The organism is Variovorax sp. WDL1 (assembly GCF_001541225.1).
Classification (GTDB): domain Bacteria; phylum Pseudomonadota; class Gammaproteobacteria; order Burkholderiales; family Burkholderiaceae_C; genus Variovorax.
Genome location: NZ_LMTS01000113.1, coordinates 1 through 19,510, shown reverse-complemented (window position 1 = coordinate 19,510; position 19,510 = coordinate 1). Strand labels below are relative to the sequence as shown.

Below are 19,510 nucleotides of genomic sequence, written 5' to 3'. Positions count from 1 at the left end.
GGGGGAGCCGTTCTTCGGCAACGGTTCATTGGCGGCCGGGTCGGCCGCACGATCGAACGACGGCGAATGGACCGATGCCTCGCTGGTGCCGGGCATCAGCGGGGTGGCTTTGACTGTTTCTCGCATGGCAGCGGCCTGAGGCGGGGCGCTACCAGATGGTGCCGAGCGCGGTTGCGCTGGCCAGCGAATTGATGACGAGCCAGAAGGCCGCAAGATCCCAGGTCCAACCCTTCCGCCGTGTGGCGCCCCATCCGCCGGGAGGGGCCGTTGGCTCGCCGGCGGGTGCTGCGCCATAGAACGCCGGCAGCTTGTGCGAGCAGCCCTTGCAGAGTCGCGCGGCGCCGAGGTTGATGGTGTTGCAGGCCTCGCAGACTTCCACAGATACCGCGCCCGATCGAAGCATGGCCAGATCGATCAGGTTTCCGAACGCAACGTCAGATGGAGACGACGAATTGGCAACGGCGACTGCGGTCATGGTGCTCTCCTCGCGACAGATGGATTCAAGGCGACTGGCGCAGGCGGCGCGCCAGCCGTTGTTCTGCGATCGCCAGTCTTGCGAAGGTCAGAAGGTCCTCGTCCGTGGGGCCAGGCCCGGACCCGTTGACGTAGGTACCGAAGGCTTCGACGATGCGCGCCTGCATGGCCTTCCTCACGCGCATCGCGGCAATCCAGGCGCCGCGTGCCTTCTTCTCGCGCGGCTCCCGCCAGCTGCGCGACGACGACCTCGCGTAGCGCGCCGCGCCGATCGATCGGCTGCTGCGCCACGCCGCGGAGCTCTTCTTGTGTGTGACAGGCTTTGACATTTCTACCTTTGGCAAATCGGCTGTTTCGGGTGATGTGAAAACTTCACATCAATAGTGCTCTTGTCTTATAGTCGTGCGCACAGTTTTGTAAGACGGTTACGCATGTCACTGTCAACTTGGTAACGGGGCGTTAGTGCCGCCATCTTCTGCATCAAGGAGCATCGTGTCCCGCAAGACGTTGCGCGCCCTGTTCGAGATCCGGCTGCGCTGGTCCGACAAAGTCATCCAGGAGGAACCTCGCCCTTACGGCGGCGGCTTGTGGGTTCCGGACACACCGCGCAATCGGGACCGGCTCGACAAGGCCGTGGCCTTGGGCAACACACTTTATGGCGACCAAACGCATTGGATCGAAAAGCGCCAGGCCTGACCCAGGCGATGGCGCCGCGCCCGTCGAAGCGGGCGCGCCGGGCGGCGACGGTCCGATGGGCTGGGCACTGCAGGCTTGCGCACGCGTCATGCGTCCGATCGTCCGGCTCGCATTGGCCCTGGGGCTGAAGCACGCCCATCTGGAGTTGATGCTGCGCGAACTTCTCATCGACGAGGCTCGGCGGGCTTGGCTCGACAAGGGCGTCGAGCCAAACCTCAGCCAGCTTTCGGTGACCACCGGATTGAACCGCAAGGCGGTGACGGCGAAGGTACGCGAGGCCGAGGAACCGCTGCCGCACACCGAGATGTCGGCGGCGGCCAAGACGCTCACCTTGTGGCTGCAGATGTCCACCGACGACCCGGCCCTGCTGTCTCTGCCCCTTGTGGCCGAGGGAGGCGCACCCTCCTTCGAGGCCGTGGCCCGGCATGCCAGCCGTGGGAACGTGCACCACCGCACCATCCTCGATGAGCTGGTGCGCCTGAACCTGGCGACCGAGGAGGCGGGCCGCGTCGCGCTCAACGCCGCCGGCTTCGTGCCGTCGAAGGACCTCAAGGGCATGCTCGCCTTCCTGGGCGACAACGCGCGGGACCACCTCCTGGCGAGCGTGGGCAACACCTTGGGCGCGGCGCCCCCCATGCTCGAGCGCGCGGTGTTCGCCACCGGCATCGCGGTCGAGGATTGCGAGCGGATCCACCAGCTCGCGCGGCAACGCTGGAACGCACTGCACCACGAACTGACCGGCGAGATGACGCGTGCGTTCGAGGCCGCGGACAGCACGGCCTCGGGCCGCATACGGGTCGGGATCTACACCTACTATGAGGACGCCGCAGATGTGGCACAAAATCGCCCGGTGACTCCCGCGAAACGTTCGAACGGAAAAGACGCATGACGAATGCCTTCCTGCGCGCTGCCCTGGTGGCGCTGTCGACCGCGCTGCTGCTCTCGTGCGGCGGTGGTGGCAGTGGTGGCGGCAGCGCTGCGCTCGTCGGCACTGGAGGCACGGGCTCGGTCACCGGGTCGGGCCTGGGCTACGGGAGCGGCAGCCCGGTCGGCGGCGCGGCTGATGGCCAGGGCGGCAGCGCGTCCGGCGGCGGTTCCGCAGGCACCGGCGGCGATTCGACAGGCGGTGGCGGCACCTCGACGGCATCCTCGGGCGACGACGGCTCGGGCGTGGGCTCCGGCGGCACCGGCGTCAGCACCGCCGATGCGTCGGGCGTCGGCGGGGTCGACGGGGTGGGCAGCATCATCGTCAACGGCGTGCGCTACAACACCGACACAGCCGTCCTGAATGTCGAGGATGCATCCGCCCTGCAATTGGGCATGAGCGCGAAGGTCACGGGGCCTTTCAGCGCCGACTTCACAAGCGGTGTCGCCCGCCGGGTCGATTCCGCAGCGGATCTGCGCGGAACCTTGTCCTCGGTCGATCTTGCACAAGGCAGCTTCGTCATCCTGGGCACGACCGTGACCACGGACGATGCGACCGTATGGGCCGATTCCTCCGGCCTGGCCGCCATCCTGCCCGGCAGCACCCTGCAGGTGTGGGGCTTGCCGGGCGCGCCTGGCGTCCTGCGGGCCACGCGTGTGGAGCAGCGCGGCCCTTCCGCGCCGGTCCTGACGGGCACGGTGCAGAACCTGGATCCTGCCCGCCGTACCTTCACGATCGGCACCTTCACCGTGGACTACGGCACCGCGGTGCTGTCCGGCAGCCTGGACGGCGCCCCGCTGGCCAATGGCACCCTGGTGCGCGTGCGCGGAGCCATTGCGCTGCCGGGCCGGCTGTCCGCCACCCAGGTCCAGTGGTGGTATCCGGTGCCGAGGGCGAATGCCACGCCGGTCCAGCTCGCGGGCATCGTCACCGACTACGCCGGACTCGGTTCGCTGCGCGTGCTCAATATCCCGGTGAACGCGGCGTCGGCGCAGGTCACCGGCGGGCCTGCCGGCGCGGTCGGCAACGGCGTCAAGGTGGAAGTGGGCGGCACCATCGCCAATGGCGTGCTCCAGGCCACCAAGCTCAAGATCCGCCACGTACCTGGCACCGGCGGACCCGCTTCGTTCACCCTCATCGGCACCGTCGGCAACTTCAGCTCGGCCGCGAGTTTCCGCGTGAGAGGCCAGCCCATCGATGCCAGCGGCCCCGGGGTGGTGTTCGTCAACGGCACGGCGGCCAACCTGGGCAATGGGGTCAGCGTCAACATCCAGGGGGAACGGGTGGTGAACGGAGTGCTTCTCGCGACGCGCGTCAGTTTCGAGTGAGCCTGATAACGGACCCTCGACATGAATGAGTCCGACGGTGCAGTACCAGTACCAGCGCTGCCGAACGAGCGCCGTGTCCTGTTGAATCGCCTGTGGGCATTTGCGACGGTCGGCGTCGCAGCGGGGAGTGCGGCGCTCACGTCTTGCGGCGGCGGCGGCGGCGGCGGCGGCGGCGCAGCACTTGCCCTCGCCGCGCCTGCTCCCGGCGCGGCACCCCCTCCCGCACCAGCGCCGCCCGGGCCGACGCCTGCACCTGCACCTCCGCCCGCACCCCCACCTGCACCCGCACCCCCTTCATCGGCTCCGGCCCTCGGTGCCCACGTGCTCAGCTTCAATCGTGACGGCGTGTCGTCCCCATCGCTGTCCACGTCCCCCATCTCCACGCGCGCGAGCGGAAGCACCCTGTTGGTCTGTGTGGGGCGAGGCCTGCTTGCCGCCTCCGTGCCGACGGACAACGCGGGAAATGCCTTCGTGCAGTTCGACGTGCCGCACACCTACACCCTCTGGCCGAGCTCGGGGACGGGCCTTTATGCCTGCGCGCAGGCCCTGGGCAGGGATGGCCACGTGGTCACCGCCGAGAAGCCCAAGGTCACTGACGAAACGACCCTGACTGCTGTTGAGGTCATCAACGGCGGCCTCGTGCGCGATGTGCAATGGCGCGAAGTACTGTCAGGCCAGCCCTTGACCAGCGCCAGCGTCACCACCAGCGGCCCCGCGCTGCTCGTCGCATGGTGGTGGGGCGATGCGGGCGTCGACCTGGACAAGACCGCCGTGCCCGACAGCGGCTTCACCGTGATCGACTCGGTATTGGCTGCCGGCGCCTTGGTCCAGTGCGCCGTGGCCGTCCGGCAGGTCGATGCGGCCGGTACTTACAACGTGACGTGGACGTCGACGCCGCAGCAGGGCGCCCAGCTTTGGCTCGCCGCCGTGCAGGCGGCCTGAAGACCTGCGCCCTGCAGATGACCCGCTGGCTGCCGAAAACGGCCCAACGGGAAGGCGCCGGCCGAGCGCGCGACACGATCGCGCGCCGGCCAGCGTGGCATATCAGTCGGCGTAGACCCCCGCCGCCTTGATGATCGGGCTCCACTTGGCGATCTCGGCGGCGACGAACTTCTTGTGCTCGGCCGGATCGACGCGCTTGTCGCTGGTGACGACGGCGCCCAGGCCTTCCTGCTTCTTGATGAAGTCCGGGTCCTTCAGTGCCACCTTGAGCGCGTCGTTGATCTTCTTCGTGACGGCCGCCGGCGTGCCCTTGGGCGCGTAAAGGCCGTGCCAGATCGTGATCTCGAAGTCCTTGAGCCCCGACTCCTGCAGCGTGGGCAGGTCCTTGAGCAACGGCGTGCTCAGGCGCTTCGAGGTGGTCACGGCATAGGCCTTGACCTTCTTGGCCTCGATCTGCGGCGAGGTGTTGGTGGTCTGGTCGCACAACAGGTCGATCTGCCCGCCGATCAGGTCGGTGATGGCGGGCGCGGTGCCTTTGTAGGGCACCGGCGTCATCTCGGTCTTGGTCGCGCTCTGGAACAGCAGGCCGCACAGGTGCGAGGCCGAGCCCACGCCCGCGTTGCCGAGGTTGATCTTGCCCTTGTTCTCCGCGAGCCAGGCGGTCAGCTCCTTGTAGTTGTTGGCCTTCATCGTGGGCTTGGCGATGAGGGTCATGGGCACGTCGTTGACGATGCCCAGGTATTCGAAGTCGGTCTCGACCTTGAAGGGCACGTTGCGCACCAGGGTCGGGACGGTGGCCATGCCGATGTGGTTCAGCAGCAGCGTGTGGCCGTCAGGCGCGGCGCGCGCGACCTTGGCGGCACCGATCGAGCTGCCTGCGCCCGGCACGTTCTCGACCACGATGCTGGTGCCGCCCATCGGCTTGCGCAGCGCCTCGGCCAAGTCGCGCGCCACCCGGTCGGTCGGTCCACCCGCGGCGAACGGGACCACGATGCTGATGGGCTTGCTGCCCGGGAAATCCTGGGCGTGAACGCCCATGGCAACGGCGGCGATCGCCGTGAGGGCGAGCAGTTTCTTCATGGTCTCTCTCCGTGTTCAAACCAAGTTCAAGGGCCGCGATCTTATCGCCGCCCCGCCGGACGCCCCACCCCGGAATGCCCTTAGGAACGCTGCACGATTTCTTGTGCGCGGCCTGCCTCCGCCTACGGCTCCCTGGTGCGGTTGTAGACCGGCCCGGGGCCGATCGCAATCGGGGGGCCCGGATCATTGGCCGCCCACGTCGGCGTGCGCACCGGACTGAAAACGGGACCCGGACCGGGCACGATCGGCGGACCTCCATCACTGGCCACGACCGGCGAAGAACTCCTGGAGGGCGTGACCACCGGTCCCGGCCCCGGGACGACCGGCGGGCCCCCGTCGCCACGGTTCCACGATGGCGAGCGGGTCGCACTGAACACGGGTCCAGGGCCGGGCGCGATGGGCGGGCCGGGGTCGTCGCGGGACCAGGCCGGCGCGCGCGCGGGACTGGGCGAAACAGTCGCAGGCACGATGGCGAGCGGCACGGTCGGAGGCTCGTCGTCGGCCCAGGCCGGGGCGCGGCTGCGCCGTGGCCAGCTCTGCGCGCTGTCGCGATGGCGATCAGCCGGCGCAACCGATGGCGCTCGATATGCAGCCGCGGCCGCCGGCTCCGACTTTGCGAGCACCGGTTCTGTCTTCGCAGCTGGCGGCTGTGCCTTCGTGGAGGCCTGCGGGGCGGCTTCGGGCTGCGCTGCGCGGGCAGGCGCGGGAGCCTGCGCCTGCCCGGATGCCTTGGGCGGCACGGCGGGTGCTGTCGGGGCGGCCGTCCCCGCCGGCGCAGGCGCCGGGGCCGTGGATGCGCTCGGTGCCGCGAGCGCGACCGATTCGTCCGCTGGTGGCTTCCGGTCTTCTACCGCCAGCGCTGCGGTGATCGGGTCCAGGAAGGCCGGCTGAGTCAATTGGCGGGTGACGTAGAGATACCAGCCGATGAAGCCAATCCCCATCGCCAGGCCCAGCAAGGCGAGGCGCAGCCAGAAGCCCGCCGTTTCCGCAGGCAGCAGCGTCAGCGGATCATCGCGCCGCCAGGCGCGGCGGGGCGTGCGGACAGGCGCACGCGGCGGCTGCGCATTGTTGATGGCCTCCAGGGCCGAGGGTCCCGTGGGTACGAAGCCGGGCAGGCGGCGTGCGCAGCCGATGCAGAACTTTGCGTTCTCCCGGTTATTGCTCCCGCAAGCCGTACAAACGACGGGCATGGACGAATTCCTCCGTGAAACAGAAGTGATCCACTGTCCACGTGAACCCGCGCCTGTCTGTCGGCCATCTCCTACACAATGGTTCAGAGGCCGACGCTAGCCAGGGCCAGCGCCGCGGCTTCATCGGGGTGCCTTCACCTGCGCCTTTCGCTGCGCATCGTGCGGCTTATGCGTGCATCAGGTCGTCCAGCAGTCGGTAATCCGGCAGCGCGGTGTCGATTGCACGACCGGCGCGCAGCACGGTGCGGTCGAACTGCGCCCGCGAGAGCATCTCCGAATAATTGCGCGCCTTGAGCACCAGCAGGTCGGCGGCCATGCCGGGTTTCAGCACGCCGAGGTCCAGCCCCATGATTGCCGCCGGCGTCTGGCTGGCGGCGCGGATCCAGTCGGACAGCGGGTGGTCCAGGTGAAGGATCTTCACGGCCTGGGTAAACGTATCCAGCATGTCATGGTCGCCGTAGGCGTAGAAGGGGTCGCGGCAGTTGTCGCCGGCCACCGCGACCCGCAGGCCGCGCGCCTTCATCTCGTGCAGCACCGTCACGCCGCGCCAGCGCGGCGTGCGCCCTGCGGGGCTGCGGTCCTGCAGGTACATGTTGACGGTGGGCAGGCTCACGATATCGATGCCCGCGTCCTTGCAGGCCGCGATCGTCTCTTCGATGAACTCGTCGGTCTGCAGGGCCAGCGCGGTGCAGTGGCCGCAGAGGATGCGGCCCCTGAAGTCCTGCGCGACCGCGGTGCGGGCGACGCGGATCAGCGCGCGAGCGCGCGGATCGGTCGATTCATCCACATGCAGGTCGAGATCCAGCCCGCGTTCGGCCGCGAGCTGGAACACGCGCGCCAGCGCATCGTCCAGGTCCGGCGGCATCGGGTCGCCGGGATGGCGCGTCGAGCGCGTCACGCAGCCGAGCCGCCCGCCGCTCTCCGCCACGATGTCGGCGAGCTGCCGGCCTTCGTCCGCAAGAAAAATGTCGAGCGGCGCGATCGAGGACGCCTGCAGCGCGATGCGCCCGGCCCAGCGTTCGCGCACTTCGCGGAAGACCGTAAAGGAAATCGTGGCCTGCGGCGCCAGCGAATCGAGATGCGTGCGAATCGCAACCACGCCCTTCGCATACGCAGTCGCCAGGCCGAATTCCATGCGCCGGCGCACGTCCTCCGCATGCCAGCGGGCCTGGCGGTCGCGTTGCGTGGCCATCGAGGCGCCCGCGCCGTCGCCGGTGGGATTGGCCTGGCGCGGCCAGATGTGGCCCTTGTCCAGGTGGGTATGGCAGTCGAGCAGGCCCGGCAGCACCATCGAGGCATCGAGGTCGGGGCCGAGCTCTGCGGGCAGCGTTCCGGCCGGCTCGATGGTGGCGACCCGGCCCTGGTCCACCAGCAGGTCGATGGCCACGAGCTCGGGGTCTGGGCCGCTGCCCGCAAGATCATCGGGCAGCAGGCAGCGCGGCGCGCTCAGCTTGCGCAGTGCGTAGCGGGAGGTTGCGGGAGGCTGGAAGAAGGCGTGGGTCATGGCAGCGAATCGTAGAGGGGTGCGGATCGATGCAAGGTCCATGCCCTGACAGGGCGATTTGTCCGACATGGTGAGCCGATGCACGCCGATCCGGCCGCGCTGGCGGCGGCCTAGCGTGAAAGCTCCATTGAAAGGACTTTCCCATGATCAAACGCCAGCTTGAGGGCATGAAGGTTGCCATCCTCGTGACGGACGGCTTCGAGCAATCCGAGATGACCGAGCCGCGTCGTGTGCTGGATGCCGCAGGTGCGGACACCAGCCTGATATCGCCTGCGAAAGGCGGTGTGCGGGGCTGGAAGCACCACACGCCGGCCGACCGCTTCGATGTCGATGTGCCGCTTCAGCAGGCCGCCGCCCACGAATACGATGCCCTGGTGCTGCCAGGCGGCGTCATGAGCCCCGACGCTTTGCGCATCGAGGAGCAGGCCGTGGCGTTCGTGAGGGACTTCGTCAAGGCCGGCAAGCCGATCGCCGCGATCTGCCATGGCCCGTGGACACTGATCGAGGCGGACGCAGTCAAGGGCCGCACGATGACCTCCTGGCCGTCGCTGCGCACGGACCTGAAGAATGCCGGTGCGAAGTGGGTCGATCTGGAGGTGGTCGCGGACGGCCCGCTGATCACGAGCCGCAAACCCGCCGATCTGCCGGCCTTCAACCGGGTGATGCTCGAGACCTTTGCCGGCGTGCACGCGCACGCGTGAAGACGCCTCGCTACCGGTAGCTGCGCGCGTCCTCGATCACCTTGCCGTCGTTGGGCAGGCTGCCCGGCTCCATCAACTCGACCTCGCCGCGCAGCTTGGTGACGTCGCGAACCGCCTCGGCCACGCGCCCGGCCAGGCCCTCGGGCTCGGAGGCGCATTCGAGCCGCAGCGTCATGCGGTCGTCGCCCATCTCGCCCTCGACCACCAGCCGCGCGCGCCGCACCTCCGGAAAGCGCCGCGCGATTTCCGCCACCTGGCCCGGATGCACGAACATGCCGCGCACCTTGGTGGTCTGGTCGGCCCGGCCGAGCCAGCCCTTGATGCGGGTGTTGGTGCGCCCGGTCGGGCAGGCACCCGGCAGCACGGCCGAGAGGTCGCCGGTGCCGAAGCGGATCAGCGGGTAGTCGGGGTTCAGCGTGGTGACCACGATCTCGCCTACCTCGCCCTCGGGCACCGGGTCGCCGGTGCCGGGGCGCACGATCTCGACAATCACGCCCTCATCGAGCACTAGGCCTTCGCGCGCGGCGGTCTCATAGGCGATCAGGCCCAGGTCGGCCGTCGCGTAGCACTGCGTGCCGGCTACGCCGCGCTCGGCGATCCAGTCGCGCAGGCTGGGCGGGAACGCCTCGCCCGAGACGAGGGCCTTGGTCAGCGAAGGCAGCGCGATGGCGCGCTCCGCCGCCTTCTCCAGCACGATCTTCAGGAAGCTCGGCGTGCCGGCATAGCCCGCAGGCTTGAGCTCGGCGATCGCGTCCACCTGCTGCTCGGTCTGCCCGGTGCCGGCGGCGAACACCGTGCAGCCCAGGGCGCGCGCTCCGCTCTCCATGATCGCGCCGGCGGGCGTCATGTGGTAGCTGAAGGCGTTGTGCACCAGCTCGCCGCCGCGAAAGCCGGCGGCATGCAGCGCGCGGGCCGTGCGCCAGTAGTCGCGCGCCTCGCCTTCCGGCTCGTAGATGGTCCCGGGGCTGGCAAACACGCGCAGCATGCGCGGCCCGAAGCGGATGGCCGAGAAGCCGCCAAAAGGATCGTGCGCGCGCCCGGCCTTCTGCCGCTCCAGCAGCTCGGACTTGCGCGTGACGGGCAGGCGGGCCAGCGCCTCGCGGCTGGCGATGTCGCCGGGCTTCACGCCGTCGAGGATCTTCGCGAAGGCGGGCGCGGCGGTCTGGGCCTGGGCGATCTGCTTCGGCAGTGCCGCGAGGAGGTCCTGCTCGCGCTCCGCCGGGTCGCGCACCTCCAGCTTGTCGTAGAAGTCCGTCATGCCAACCACCTCTTGCGGCGCTTGTAGCTCTTGACGTCGCGGAAGCTCTTGCGGTCCGCGCCGCCGACGCCCAGGTAGAACTCCTTGACGTCCTCGTTTTCGCGCAGGCTCTTCGCCTCGCCGTCCATCACGATGCGGCCGTTCTCCAGGATGTAGCCGTAGTCGGCATAGCGCAGCGCCATGTTGGTGTTCTGCTCGGCCAGCAGGAAGGTCACGTGCTCCTTCTGGTTCAGGTCCTTCACGATGCCGAAGACCTCGTCCACGATCTGCGGCGCCAGGCCCATCGAGGGCTCGTCGAGCAGCACCATGCTCGGGTTGGCCATCAGCGCGCGTCCGATGGCGCACATCTGCTGCTCGCCGCCCGAGGTGTACGCGGCCTGCGAGCCGCGCCGGGTCTTCAGGCGCGGGAAGTAGGCATAGACCTTCTCCAGCGTCTGCGCCACCGCGGCCTTGCCGTCCGTTCGGGTGTAGGCGCCGGTCATCAGGTTGTCCTCGATGGTGAGGTGGGCGAAGCAGTGGCGGCCCTCCATCACCTGGATCAGGCCGCGCTTGACCAGCACCGCCGGCGACAGCGCCTCGATGCGCTCGCCGCGCAGCTCGATCGTGCCCTTGGTCACTGCCCCGCGCTCGCCCGCCAGCAGGTTGGACACGGCGCGCAGCGTAGTGGTCTTGCCCGCGCCGTTGCCGCCGAGCAGCGCCACGATCCCGCCTTCCGGGACCTTCAGCGAGACGCCCTTGAGCACCAGGATCACGTGGTTGTAGATGACCTCGATGCCATTGACGTCGAGGAGGGTGTTGGCTTGACTCATGGAGTGGTCTCGGTCATTCCCAAGCGCAGCACCTGCCGCGCTTGGGAATGGCGGCTCCGGCGGAGCCGCCCGTCCGTCATGCAGCGCAATCGGAAGCTTCGCGCTTCGGCAGCTTCTTCTCCGTGGCGTACTTGTCGCCCGCGGCCTTGACCATCGGCTTGATGATCTGCTCATCCGCCTGGTACCAGTCGCTCATGCCGCCCCACTTGCTGCCGTCCCAGGTATGGACGCGCGCCCAGGTCGAGCCCATGTGGTCCTGGCAGGAGGTGCTGATCGGCCGCAGCACGCCCGAGAAGCCGAGCGCGTCGAGCTTCTTCTGGTCGAGCGCGAGGTTCTCCAGGCCCCAGCGCACCTGCTCGCCGGTCATGACCTTGCCCTTGCCGAAGCGCTCCTGCGCGCGGCGCACCGCTTCCACGCCCAGCATCTGGATGATCAGGCCGCGCGTGTAGAGCACCGAGCCGACCTCGTCGCGCGGGCCTGTTCCCTGGCCCTTGTCATGCACGGTCTTCAGGATGTCCTGGATCACCTTGGGCTGCGTGCCCGAGGTGTTGAGCGCCAGCGCGTTGTAGCCCTTGGCCGAGGCGCCCACGTCCTTCACGTCGGGTTCGGCGCCGGCCCACCACACGCCGTACATCTTCTCGCGCGGGTAGCCGGTGGCCACCGCTTCCTTGAGGGCGGTCGAGTTCATCACGCCCCAGCCCCACAGCAGCACGTAGTCGGGCCGCTGCTGGCGCACCTGCAGCCAGGCCGACTTCTGCTCGATGCCAGGCGCGGCCACGGGGATCAGCGAGAGCTCGAAGCCATTCATCTTCGCGCGTTCCTGCAGCAGCGGAATCGGCTCCTTGCCGAACGGCGAGTCGTGGTAGACCAGCGTGATCTTCTTGCCCTTGAGCTTGTCGGGGCCGCCTTCCTTCTTCGCGATGTGCTGGATCAGGATGTCGGCCGCGGTCCAGTAGCTGCCCATCAGCGGGAAGTTCCACTTGAACACGCTGCCGTCCTGCGACGCCGACAGGCCGTAGCCCAGCGTGATGAGCGGGATCTTGTCGACCGGGGCCTTGTCCGTGAGCGCGAAGGTGATGCCGGTGGCCTGCGGGTCGATCAGCGTGGCGCCCTTGTCCTTGAGGCGCTCATAGCACTCCACGCCTTTGTCGGTGGCGTAGCCGGTTTCACATTCCTCGTAGCTGATCTTCACGCCGTTGATGCCGCCGGTCGCGTTGACGAGCTTGATGTAGTCCTGCTTTCCGTTGGCCCAGGGCGTGCCGTTCGGGGCGTAGGGGCCGGTGCGGTAGACCAGCAGCGGGAAGAACTGCTCCTTGGCTTGCGCGAACGCGGGGGCCGTTCCCGCCAGCGCCGAGATCGCGGCAACAGCGAGTGCGAGTGACTTCAGCTTCATGGTTGTCTCCTTTGGAAAGGCTCGTTGATGGTGGTTGAAATCAATGAGGGAAGGGCCAGAGGCGCAGCTTTTCCTTGGCCGTGGACCACAGCCGCGCGAGCCCGTGCGGCTCCACGATCAGGAAGAACACGATCAGAGCGCCGAAAATCATGAACTCGAGGTGCGAGGCCAGCGCGGTCGACATCGACACGCCGAACCAGCCCGGGATCTGGTTGAGCACGATCGGCAGCAGCACGATGAAGGCCGCGCCGAAGAAGCTGCCCATGATCGAGCCCAGGCCGCCGATGATCACCATGAAGAGCAGCTGGAAGGACCGGTCGATGTTGAAGGCCGCGGGCTCCCAGGTGCTCAGGTGAACGAAGCCCCACAGCGCACCGGCCACGCCGACGATGAAGGAGCTCACCGCGAAGGCCGTCAGCTTGGCGTACACCGGGCGGATGCCGATCACCGCCGCGGCCACGTCCATGTCGCGTATCGCCATCCACTCACGCCCGATGGCGCTGCGCACCAGGTTCTTGGCCAGCACCGCGAACAGCACCAGCAGCGTGAGGCACAGCAGGTACTTCTGCACCGCGGTCTCGACCGGCAGCCCGAACACGTTGAGCCCCGCAACGCTGACCGAGCCCGAGGCCGAGTTGTTGGTCAGCCAGTTGATGCGCAGGAAGGCCCAGTCGAGAAAGAACTGCGCGGCCAGGGTCGCAACCGCCAGGTAGAGCCCCTTGATGCGCAGGCTGGGAACACCGAAGAGCACGCCCACGACGGTGGCGCACAGCCCGCCCAGCAGCAGCGAGGCGATGAGCGGCATGCCATCGATGCGCACATGGAAGTTGTAGGCCGCGTAGGCGCCCACCGCCATGAAGGCGCCTGTGCCCAGCGAGATCTGGCCGCAATAGCCCACCAGGATGTTGAGGCCCAGCGCCGCCAGCGAGAGGATCAGGAATGGGATCAGGATCGCGCGGAAGAAGTACTCCGACGCGACCAGCGGCACCACCGCGAAGGCGACGGCCAGCAGCGCCAGCATGAAGACCCGGTCCTGCAGGATCGGGAAGACCTGCTGGTCGGCGCGGTAGCTGGACTTGAACTGGCCGTTTTCTCTGTAAAGCATGTTCAGACCCGATCGATGATCTTTTCGCCGAAGAGGCCTTGCGGGCGCACCAGCAGAAACACGAGCGCCAGCACATACGCGAACCAGATCTCGATGCCGCCGCCCAGCATCGGCCCCAGGTAGATCTCCGAGAGCTTCTCGCCCACGCCGATGAGCAGCCCGCCGATGATCGCGCCCGGCACGGAGGTCAGGCCACCGAGGATCACCACCGGCAGCGCCTTCAGCGCCACCAGCGAGAGCGAGAACTGCACCCCCAGCTTCGAGCCCCAGATGATCCCGGCCACCAGCGCCGCGAAGCCGGCCACCGACCACACGATGACCCAGATGCGGTTGAGCGGAATGCCGATGGACTGCGCGGCCTGGTGGTCGTCGGCCACCGCGCGCAGGGCGCGGCCGGTGGCGGTCTTCTGGAAGAAGAGCGCCAGCACCGCCACCAGCGCGGCAGCGACGCCTGCGGCGATCAGGTCTTCCTGGCTCAGCAGCAGGCCGCCCTGGAAAGTACCCTCGAGCACCATCAGGGGTTCCTTGGGCATGCCGACATCGATCTTGTAGATGTCGTTGCCGAACAGGGTCTGGCCCAGGCCGTCGAGGAAGTAGGCGATGCCCAGCGTGGCCATCAGCAGCGTGATGCCCTCCTGGTTGACCAGCCTGCTGAGCGCGAGCCGCTCGATCAGCCACGCCACCACGATCATCACCGCCATCGCGGCGACGAAGGCCAGCAGGTTCGCAAGCACCTGGCTCTCGAAGCCCAGCCAGCGTGGGAACCATTCCGCGAAGCGCGCCATCGCCAGCGCGGCGAACAGCACCATCGCGCCCTGCGCGAAGTTGAAGACGCCGGAGGCCTTGTAGATCAGCACGAAGCCGATCGCGATCAGCGAATACAGCATGCCGACCATCAGGCCGCCGAACAGGGTTTCGAGGAAAAAGCCCATCAGTGTTCCGTTCCGAGGTAAGCCCGGATCACGTCCTCGTTGTTGCGCACGTCGTCCGGCGTGCCGTCGCCGATCTTCTTGCCGTAGTCGAGCACCACCACGCGGTCCGAGATGTCCATCACTACGCCCATGTCGTGCTCGATCAGCACGATGGTGGTGCCGAACTCGTCGTTCACGTCGAGGATGAAGCGGCTCATGTCCTGCTTCTCTTCCACGTTCATGCCGGCCATCGGCTCGTCCAGCAGCAGCACCTGCGGCTCCATTGCCAGCGCGCGGCCGAGGTCGACGCGCTTTTGCAGCCCGTAGGGCAGGCGCCCCACCGGTGTCTTGCGGTGCGGCTGGATCTCGAGGAAGTCGATGATGCGCTCGACGAACTCGCGGTGCGCGATCTCCTCGCGCTCGGCCGGGCCCCAGCGCAGCGCCTGCGCCAGCAGGCCGCTCTTCATCTTGAGGTTGCGGCCCGTCATGATGTTGTCGAGCACGCTCATGCCCTTGAACAGCGCCAGGTTCTGGAAGGTGCGCGCCACGCCCATCTCGGCCACTTGGCGAGAGTTCATGTGATGGAAGGTCCGGCCGCGGAAGGTGATGGACCCCTGCTGCGGCTGGTAGACGCCGTTGATGCAGTTGAGCATGGAGCTCTTGCCCGCGCCGTTTGGGCCGATGATGGCGCGCACCTCGTGCTCGCGCACGTCGAAGCTGATGTCGGTCAGCGCCTTCACGCCGCCGAAGGACAGCGAGATGTTCTGCACGTCGAGGATGACCTCGCCGATGCGCCGCCCGCCCTGGGTGGCGCCGGCAAGCACGGCGGCCTCGGCGATGTTCTGCGCGTTCATGCGGCGGCCTTCAACGGTGGGAAGCGTTTGGCCTCGACGATCTTCAGCGTGGCGTTCACCACGCCGGTGCGCCCGTCCTCGAACTTGACCTGCGTCTCGATGTACTGCTCGGTCTTGCCGCCGTAGAGCGCATCGACCAGCACGCGGTACTTGTCGGCGATGAAGCCGCGCCGCACCTTGCGGGTCCGGGTGAGCTCGTCGTCGTCAGGGTCCAGCTCCTTGTGCAGCACCAGGAAGCGAGCGATCTGCGTCTCGCCCATGCCTTCCTCGCTCGCCAGGTCGGCATTCACCTTCTCGACGCATTCGGCGATCAGCTGCAGCACCTCGGCCTTGCCGGCCAGGTCCACGTAGCCGCCGTACGGGAGGCCGCGACGCTCGGCCCAGTTGCCCACTGCCTCGTAGTCGATGTTGATGGCGGCGCAGACCTCCTCGCGCCCGTTGCCGAAGCACACCGCTTCCTTGATCTGCGGGAAGAACTTGAGCTTGTTCTCGATGTAGTTGGGCGCGAAGATCGCGCCGCGCGAGAGTTTGCCTACATCCTTGGCGCGGTCGATGATGCGCAGGTGGCCCTCGGCGTCGATCACGCCTGCGTCGCCGGTGTGGAAATAGCCCTCGGCATCGAGCACCTCGGCCGTGGCGTCGGGCCGCTTGTAGTACTCCTTCAGCACCGAGACGCCGCGCACCAGCACCTCGCCGTCCGGCGCGATGCGCAGCTCGATGCCGGGCGCCGCGCTGCCCACGGTCTGCAGCTTGACCTTGCCGTCCTGCTGCAGGCAGACGTAGGCGCAGGTCTCGGTCTGGCCATAGAACTGCTTGAGGTTGACGCCGATCGAGCGGTAGAAGCGGAACAGGTCGGGCCCGATTGCCGCGCCCGCTGTGTACGCCACGCGGATGCGGCTCATGCCCAGCACATTGCGCAGCGGTCCGTAGACCAGCAGGTCGCCAAGGCCGTAGAGCAGCCGGTCGCCCAGGCCCACCTTCGCGCCGTTCAGGATGTCGGCGCCCACGCGCTGCGCCAGCGCCATGAACTTCGCGTAGAGCCAGCGCTTGGGCGCCGCCGCGTCCTCCATGCGGATCGACACCGCCGTCAGCAGTCCCTCGAAAGTGCGCGGCGGGCCGAAGTAGTAGCTGGGCCCGATCTCGCGCATGTCGTTCATGACCGTGGCCGAGGACTCGGGGCAGTTGAGCGTGAAGCCGCCCACCATCCATTGCGCTACCGAGAACAGGTGGTCGCCGACCCAGGCCATCGGCAGGTAGCTCATGATGTTGTCGCCGGGGCCGAGCCTGTCGGTCTCGACGCCGCCTCGGCCTGCCGCGATGAAGCTGGCATGCGTCTGGCACACGCCCTTGGGCCGGCCGGTGGTGCCGGAGGTGTAGAGGATCACCGCGACATCGCCCGGCTCGACGCCGTTGAGGCTCTGTTCGAAGAAGGCAGGCTGCGCGCTGTCGAAGGCGCGGCCCAGCTCGCGCAAGCGCTCGTAGCCGAGCAGCCCCGGCTGTGCGTAGTGCCGCAGCCCGCGTGGGTCGTCGTAGACGATGTGGCGCAGGCCCTGCTTGCCCTGGGCCGCCATCAGCTCGCGGCATTCCAGCAGCTTGTCGACCTGCTCCTGGTCCTCGGCGATCACGAAATCGATCGCCGCGTCCTCCAGCATGAAGACCATCTCGCCCGCCACCGCGTCCTGGTAGAGCGGCACCGGCACGCCGCGCAGGCTCTGCGCCGCCAGCACCGCCATGTACAGGTGCGGACGGTTGGCCCCGACGATCGCCAGGTTGTCGCCCGGCTTGAAGCCGAGGCTGGCGAGCCCGCAGGCGATCTCGCGCACTTCGCGAGCCACGGTAGACCAGCTCCAGGTCTGCCAGATGCCGAGGTCCTTCTCGCGCACGGCCGGCGCGTCGGGCTGGCGCTGCGCATGGGCCAGCAACAGGCGGGGAAAAGTGTTGGCGGTGGTTTGCACGATGGGCGCACTGTAGAGCGCGCGCTTGTCGCCAGCTTGTCGTTTCAACGACAATCCTAGGGACACTACTCCCCGGAGTTTCCCGATGACCCGCGGCACTTCGAACCGCGCCTCTTCCCTGCGTGAGCGCGTGCGGCCGGCCACGGTCGAAGAGCTGCAGAACATCCCTTGGCTTCATACCCTCACGCCCGCCGAGCGCCGCCGCGCGGAAGCCGCGGTGGTCGTGGGCGATGCCGAGTCCGGGGACCTGGTCTGCCGCATCGGCCGTCCGCCCACCTTCTGGTTCGGCGTCGTCGAAGGGTTGCTCAAGATGAGCAACGACAACGCCGATGGCACATCGATGACCTACAGCGGCCTGCCGCCCGGCGGCTGGTTCGGCGAGGGCACGGCGCTCAAGCGCGAGCCCTATCGCTACAACATCCAGGCGCTGCGCCGCAGCGTGGTGGCGGGCCTGCCGGTGGACGACTTCCACTGGCTGCTGGACCATTCGATCGGCTTCAATCGCTTCGTGATGAACCAGCTCAACGAGCGGCTCGGCCAGTTCATTGCTGCGCGCGAGGCCGACCGGCTCAACAACCCCGATGCGCGCGTCGCGCGCAACCTGGCGGCGCTCTTCAATCCCGTGCTCTTTCCCGGCGTGGGGGAACTGCTGCGCATCACGCAACAGGAGCTGGCCTACCTGATCGGGCTGTCGCGCCAACGTGTCAACGAGGCGCTGCGGACGTTGCAGGCCAAGGGTGCGATCCGCGTCGAGTACGGAGGGGTGCGCGTGCTCGACCTTGCGGCCTTGCGCGCGGGCGGGAGGTGATCAGGAAGCCGCGGGCGCGCGCTCGGGCAGGGGAATGGAGGGATCGTGCACGATCGTGCGGCGCACCAGCTTGTCGAGCGCATAGGGGCGCAGGTAGGCGGCCGTCTCTTCCACGGGGCAATGCAGCCAGTCGTCGAGCCAGGCTTCGCGCAGGAAGACGACGCGCCGCTGGGCCGGCTGCTCCACTGCGGGCAGCGTCAGCAGTGCGAAGCTTTCGACGCACTCGCCATCGGGCGCACGCCAGCCGTTCCACAGGCCGGCCAGCGCCAGCGGCTGGCCGTCGGCGCGCGTGACGCGCACCACCGAGCCTTCGCTGTCGCCGCGGCGGTACAGCGCATCGGCCAGCACCACGCAGCGGTGGCCGCGCTTCCAGGGCTGGTAGAAATTGCGCTCGCTCGCGGCCGTTTCGCCGCGGGCCTCGAAGGTGAAGGGGTACTCGCGCTCCTTGGCGAACAGGGGAATCAGGCCCCAGCGGCCCTCGGCCGCCTCGAAGCGCGCGGTGACGGCGCTGCCTTCGCGGTCGCCCCGCGGGCGGCGTATGAAGGTGCCCTGCCCGCCGGGGCGGATCACCGGCGGCTGTGCGGGGCTTGAAAGTCCGAAGCCCTCGCGGAAATGGCGCGCGTCGCGCGTGGGCTCGTACTGGATGGGCATTGGCTGACTTTAAGAAGGCGCGCCGCGCTTCGTCAATCCACCGATAGGATGGACGCTGCACGGCATATCGCCGTCGATGACGCATTTCACGAGATCATCCATGAATTCACCACAACTCACGATCATTACCGGCGCCTCGCGCGGCCTCGGCCGTGCCATGGCGGAGCAGCTGCTGGCCCGGCCCGGGCAACGCCTGCTGTGCATCTCCCGCCGCGCCGACAATGCACTCGCCGCCCGCGCCCGCAAAGCCGGCGTCGAGCTCGAGCAATGGCAGCAGGACCTGGCCGACCCGGTGCCGGCAGCCACCCGGCTTGCGGCCTGGCTGCAGGGCCTGGACGGGCAGGCCTTCGATGGCGTTGCGCTCATCAACAACGCCGGCACCGTCGGCCGCATCATGCCCCTGTCGCAGGCGGTCGCGGCCGAACTGTCGCAGGCGCTGCGCGTGGGCCTCGAAGCGCCGCTGCTGCTGACCTCGGCCTTCCTTGCCGCCACCCGCGGCTGGCGCGGCGAGCGCAAGGTGCTCAACATCTCCTCCGGCCTCGGCCGCAACGCCATGGCCAGCCAGGCTCCCTACTGTGCGGCCAAGGCCGGCATGGACCATTTCTCGCGCGCCGTGGCGCTGGAGGAAGAGGCCCTGGGCGGCGGCGCGAAGATCGTCTCGCTCGCCCCCGGCGTGATCGACACCGACATGCAGGTGCAGCTGCGCGGGGCGGAGGTAGACATGTTCCCCGACCGCGCGCGCTTCGAGCGTCTGAAGGCGCAGGGCCAGTTGGATACGCCGGAGTCGGCGGCGGCAAAGGTACTCGCTTACCTCGCTCGCCCGGACTTCGGCGACAACCCTGTCGCCGACGTCCGCGACGCGTAGGACGGGGCGAGCCTCATTCCAGAAACACCGCGGAACCGGCTTTGCCGGGCCGCTGGTGTTG

20 protein-coding genes are annotated in these 19,510 nt (G+C 68.2%); 7 read left to right on the top strand and 13 right to left on the bottom strand.

Annotated elements, in window-relative coordinates:
• Nucleotides 1-148: 148 nt before the first annotated feature.
• Together APY03_RS15835 and APY03_RS41510 are read right to left on the bottom strand one after the other, a co-directional pair.
• A complete protein-coding gene (locus APY03_RS15835; protein ID WP_068678148.1) occupies nt 149-475 on the bottom strand; it encodes a hypothetical protein in 327 nt (108 codons plus the stop codon).
• Between the two features lie 25 nt (nt 476-500).
• Nucleotides 501-803: a hypothetical protein gene (locus APY03_RS41510; protein ID WP_146039269.1), complete on the bottom strand. Its 303-nt coding sequence runs from the start codon at nt 801-803 to the stop codon at nt 501-503.
• A 163-nt stretch (nt 804-966) separates the two neighbouring features.
• Between APY03_RS41510 and APY03_RS15830 the strand changes: the two genes are divergently transcribed.
• Genes APY03_RS15830 through APY03_RS42490 form a run of 4 tightly spaced genes read left to right on the top strand, consistent with a single transcriptional unit; the run spans nt 967 to nt 4,365 of the window.
• Nucleotides 967-1,170, top strand: coding sequence for a hypothetical protein (locus tag APY03_RS15830; protein ID WP_068678147.1), 204 nt, complete (start codon nt 967-969; stop codon nt 1,168-1,170).
• A 55-nt stretch (nt 1,171-1,225) separates the two neighbouring features.
• Nucleotides 1,226-2,059 (top strand): DUF6502 family protein, encoded by an 834-nt coding sequence (locus APY03_RS15825; RefSeq protein WP_068678146.1) that lies wholly within the window; start codon nt 1,226-1,228, stop codon nt 2,057-2,059.
• Entirely contained in the window at nt 2,056-3,423 is a 1,368-nt protein-coding gene (locus tag APY03_RS15820; protein ID WP_068678145.1) for a DUF5666 domain-containing protein, read from the top strand. The genes APY03_RS15825 and APY03_RS15820 overlap by 4 nt, the downstream gene beginning before the upstream one ends.
• Before the next feature lie 21 nt (nt 3,424-3,444).
• On the top strand, nt 3,445-4,365 hold the full coding sequence (locus APY03_RS42490; RefSeq protein WP_162487096.1) for a hypothetical protein: 921 nt from the start codon (nt 3,445-3,447) through the stop codon (nt 4,363-4,365).
• 102 nt (nt 4,366-4,467) lie between these two features.
• Here APY03_RS42490 and APY03_RS15810 read toward each other — a convergent pair whose 3' ends face one another.
• From APY03_RS15810 to APY03_RS15800, 3 genes are all read right to left on the bottom strand, one after another.
• Nucleotides 4,468-5,445 carry a tripartite tricarboxylate transporter substrate-binding protein gene (locus APY03_RS15810; protein WP_068678143.1) on the bottom strand — a complete coding sequence of 326 codons (978 nt, stop codon included), beginning with the start codon at nt 5,443-5,445 and terminating at the stop codon, nt 4,468-4,470.
• Between the two features lie 122 nt (nt 5,446-5,567).
• Nucleotides 5,568-6,635: a zinc ribbon domain-containing protein gene (locus tag APY03_RS41500; RefSeq protein WP_068678142.1), complete on the bottom strand. Its 1,068-nt coding sequence runs from the start codon at nt 6,633-6,635 to the stop codon at nt 5,568-5,570.
• A 166-nt stretch (nt 6,636-6,801) separates the two neighbouring features.
• Nucleotides 6,802-8,139 (bottom strand): cytosine deaminase, encoded by a 1,338-nt coding sequence (locus tag APY03_RS15800; RefSeq protein ID WP_068678141.1) that lies wholly within the window; start codon nt 8,137-8,139, stop codon nt 6,802-6,804.
• A gap of 143 nt (nt 8,140-8,282) precedes the next feature.
• Here APY03_RS15800 and APY03_RS15795 point away from each other — a divergent pair, with 143 nt between their 5' ends.
• Nucleotides 8,283-8,840 carry a type 1 glutamine amidotransferase domain-containing protein gene (locus APY03_RS15795; RefSeq protein WP_068678140.1) on the top strand — a complete coding sequence of 186 codons (558 nt, stop codon included), beginning with the start codon at nt 8,283-8,285 and terminating at the stop codon, nt 8,838-8,840.
• A 10-nt stretch (nt 8,841-8,850) separates the two neighbouring features.
• Here APY03_RS15795 and APY03_RS15790 read toward each other — a convergent pair whose 3' ends face one another.
• The 7 genes from APY03_RS15790 to APY03_RS15760 form a co-directional block, all read right to left on the bottom strand.
• Nucleotides 8,851-10,098 (bottom strand): phenylacetate--CoA ligase family protein, encoded by a 1,248-nt coding sequence (locus tag APY03_RS15790; protein ID WP_068678139.1) that lies wholly within the window; start codon nt 10,096-10,098, stop codon nt 8,851-8,853.
• Nucleotides 10,095-10,907, bottom strand: a complete 813-nt coding sequence (locus tag APY03_RS15785) for an ABC transporter ATP-binding protein (RefSeq protein ID WP_068678138.1) — start codon at nt 10,905-10,907, stop codon at nt 10,095-10,097. The genes APY03_RS15790 and APY03_RS15785 overlap by 4 nt, the downstream gene beginning before the upstream one ends.
• Nucleotides 10,908-10,983: 76 nt before the next feature.
• Nucleotides 10,984-12,300, bottom strand: coding sequence for an ABC transporter substrate-binding protein (locus APY03_RS15780; RefSeq protein ID WP_068678137.1), 1,317 nt, complete (start codon nt 12,298-12,300; stop codon nt 10,984-10,986).
• A 40-nt stretch (nt 12,301-12,340) separates the two neighbouring features.
• On the bottom strand, nt 12,341-13,405 hold the full coding sequence (locus tag APY03_RS15775; RefSeq protein WP_068678136.1) for a branched-chain amino acid ABC transporter permease: 1,065 nt from the start codon (nt 13,403-13,405) through the stop codon (nt 12,341-12,343).
• A gap of 2 nt (nt 13,406-13,407) precedes the next feature.
• Nucleotides 13,408-14,337, bottom strand: a complete 930-nt coding sequence (locus APY03_RS15770; RefSeq protein ID WP_068678135.1) for a branched-chain amino acid ABC transporter permease — start codon at nt 14,335-14,337, stop codon at nt 13,408-13,410.
• A complete protein-coding gene (locus tag APY03_RS15765) occupies nt 14,337-15,170 on the bottom strand; it encodes an ABC transporter ATP-binding protein (protein ID WP_068678134.1) in 834 nt (277 codons plus the stop codon). The genes APY03_RS15770 and APY03_RS15765 overlap by 1 nt, the downstream gene beginning before the upstream one ends.
• Complete coding sequence (locus APY03_RS15760) at nt 15,167-17,125, bottom strand: AMP-dependent synthetase/ligase (protein ID WP_068678149.1); 1,959 nt, start codon at nt 17,123-17,125, stop codon at nt 15,167-15,169. The genes APY03_RS15765 and APY03_RS15760 overlap by 4 nt, the downstream gene beginning before the upstream one ends.
• An 85-nt stretch (nt 17,126-17,210) precedes the next feature.
• Here APY03_RS15760 and APY03_RS15755 point away from each other — a divergent pair, with 85 nt between their 5' ends.
• Complete coding sequence (locus tag APY03_RS15755) at nt 17,211-17,933, top strand: Crp/Fnr family transcriptional regulator (protein ID WP_068678133.1); 723 nt, start codon at nt 17,211-17,213, stop codon at nt 17,931-17,933.
• Here APY03_RS15755 and APY03_RS15750 read toward each other — a convergent pair whose 3' ends face one another.
• Complete coding sequence (locus APY03_RS15750) at nt 17,934-18,584, bottom strand: SOS response-associated peptidase family protein (protein WP_068678132.1); 651 nt, start codon at nt 18,582-18,584, stop codon at nt 17,934-17,936. It abuts the gene before it with no gap.
• A 100-nt stretch (nt 18,585-18,684) separates the two neighbouring features.
• On the opposite strand from APY03_RS15750, the gene APY03_RS15745 reads away from it, so the two are divergent.
• Nucleotides 18,685-19,449: an SDR family NAD(P)-dependent oxidoreductase gene (locus APY03_RS15745; RefSeq protein ID WP_068678131.1), complete on the top strand. Its 765-nt coding sequence runs from the start codon at nt 18,685-18,687 to the stop codon at nt 19,447-19,449.
• Nucleotides 19,450-19,510 lie beyond the last annotated feature (61 nt).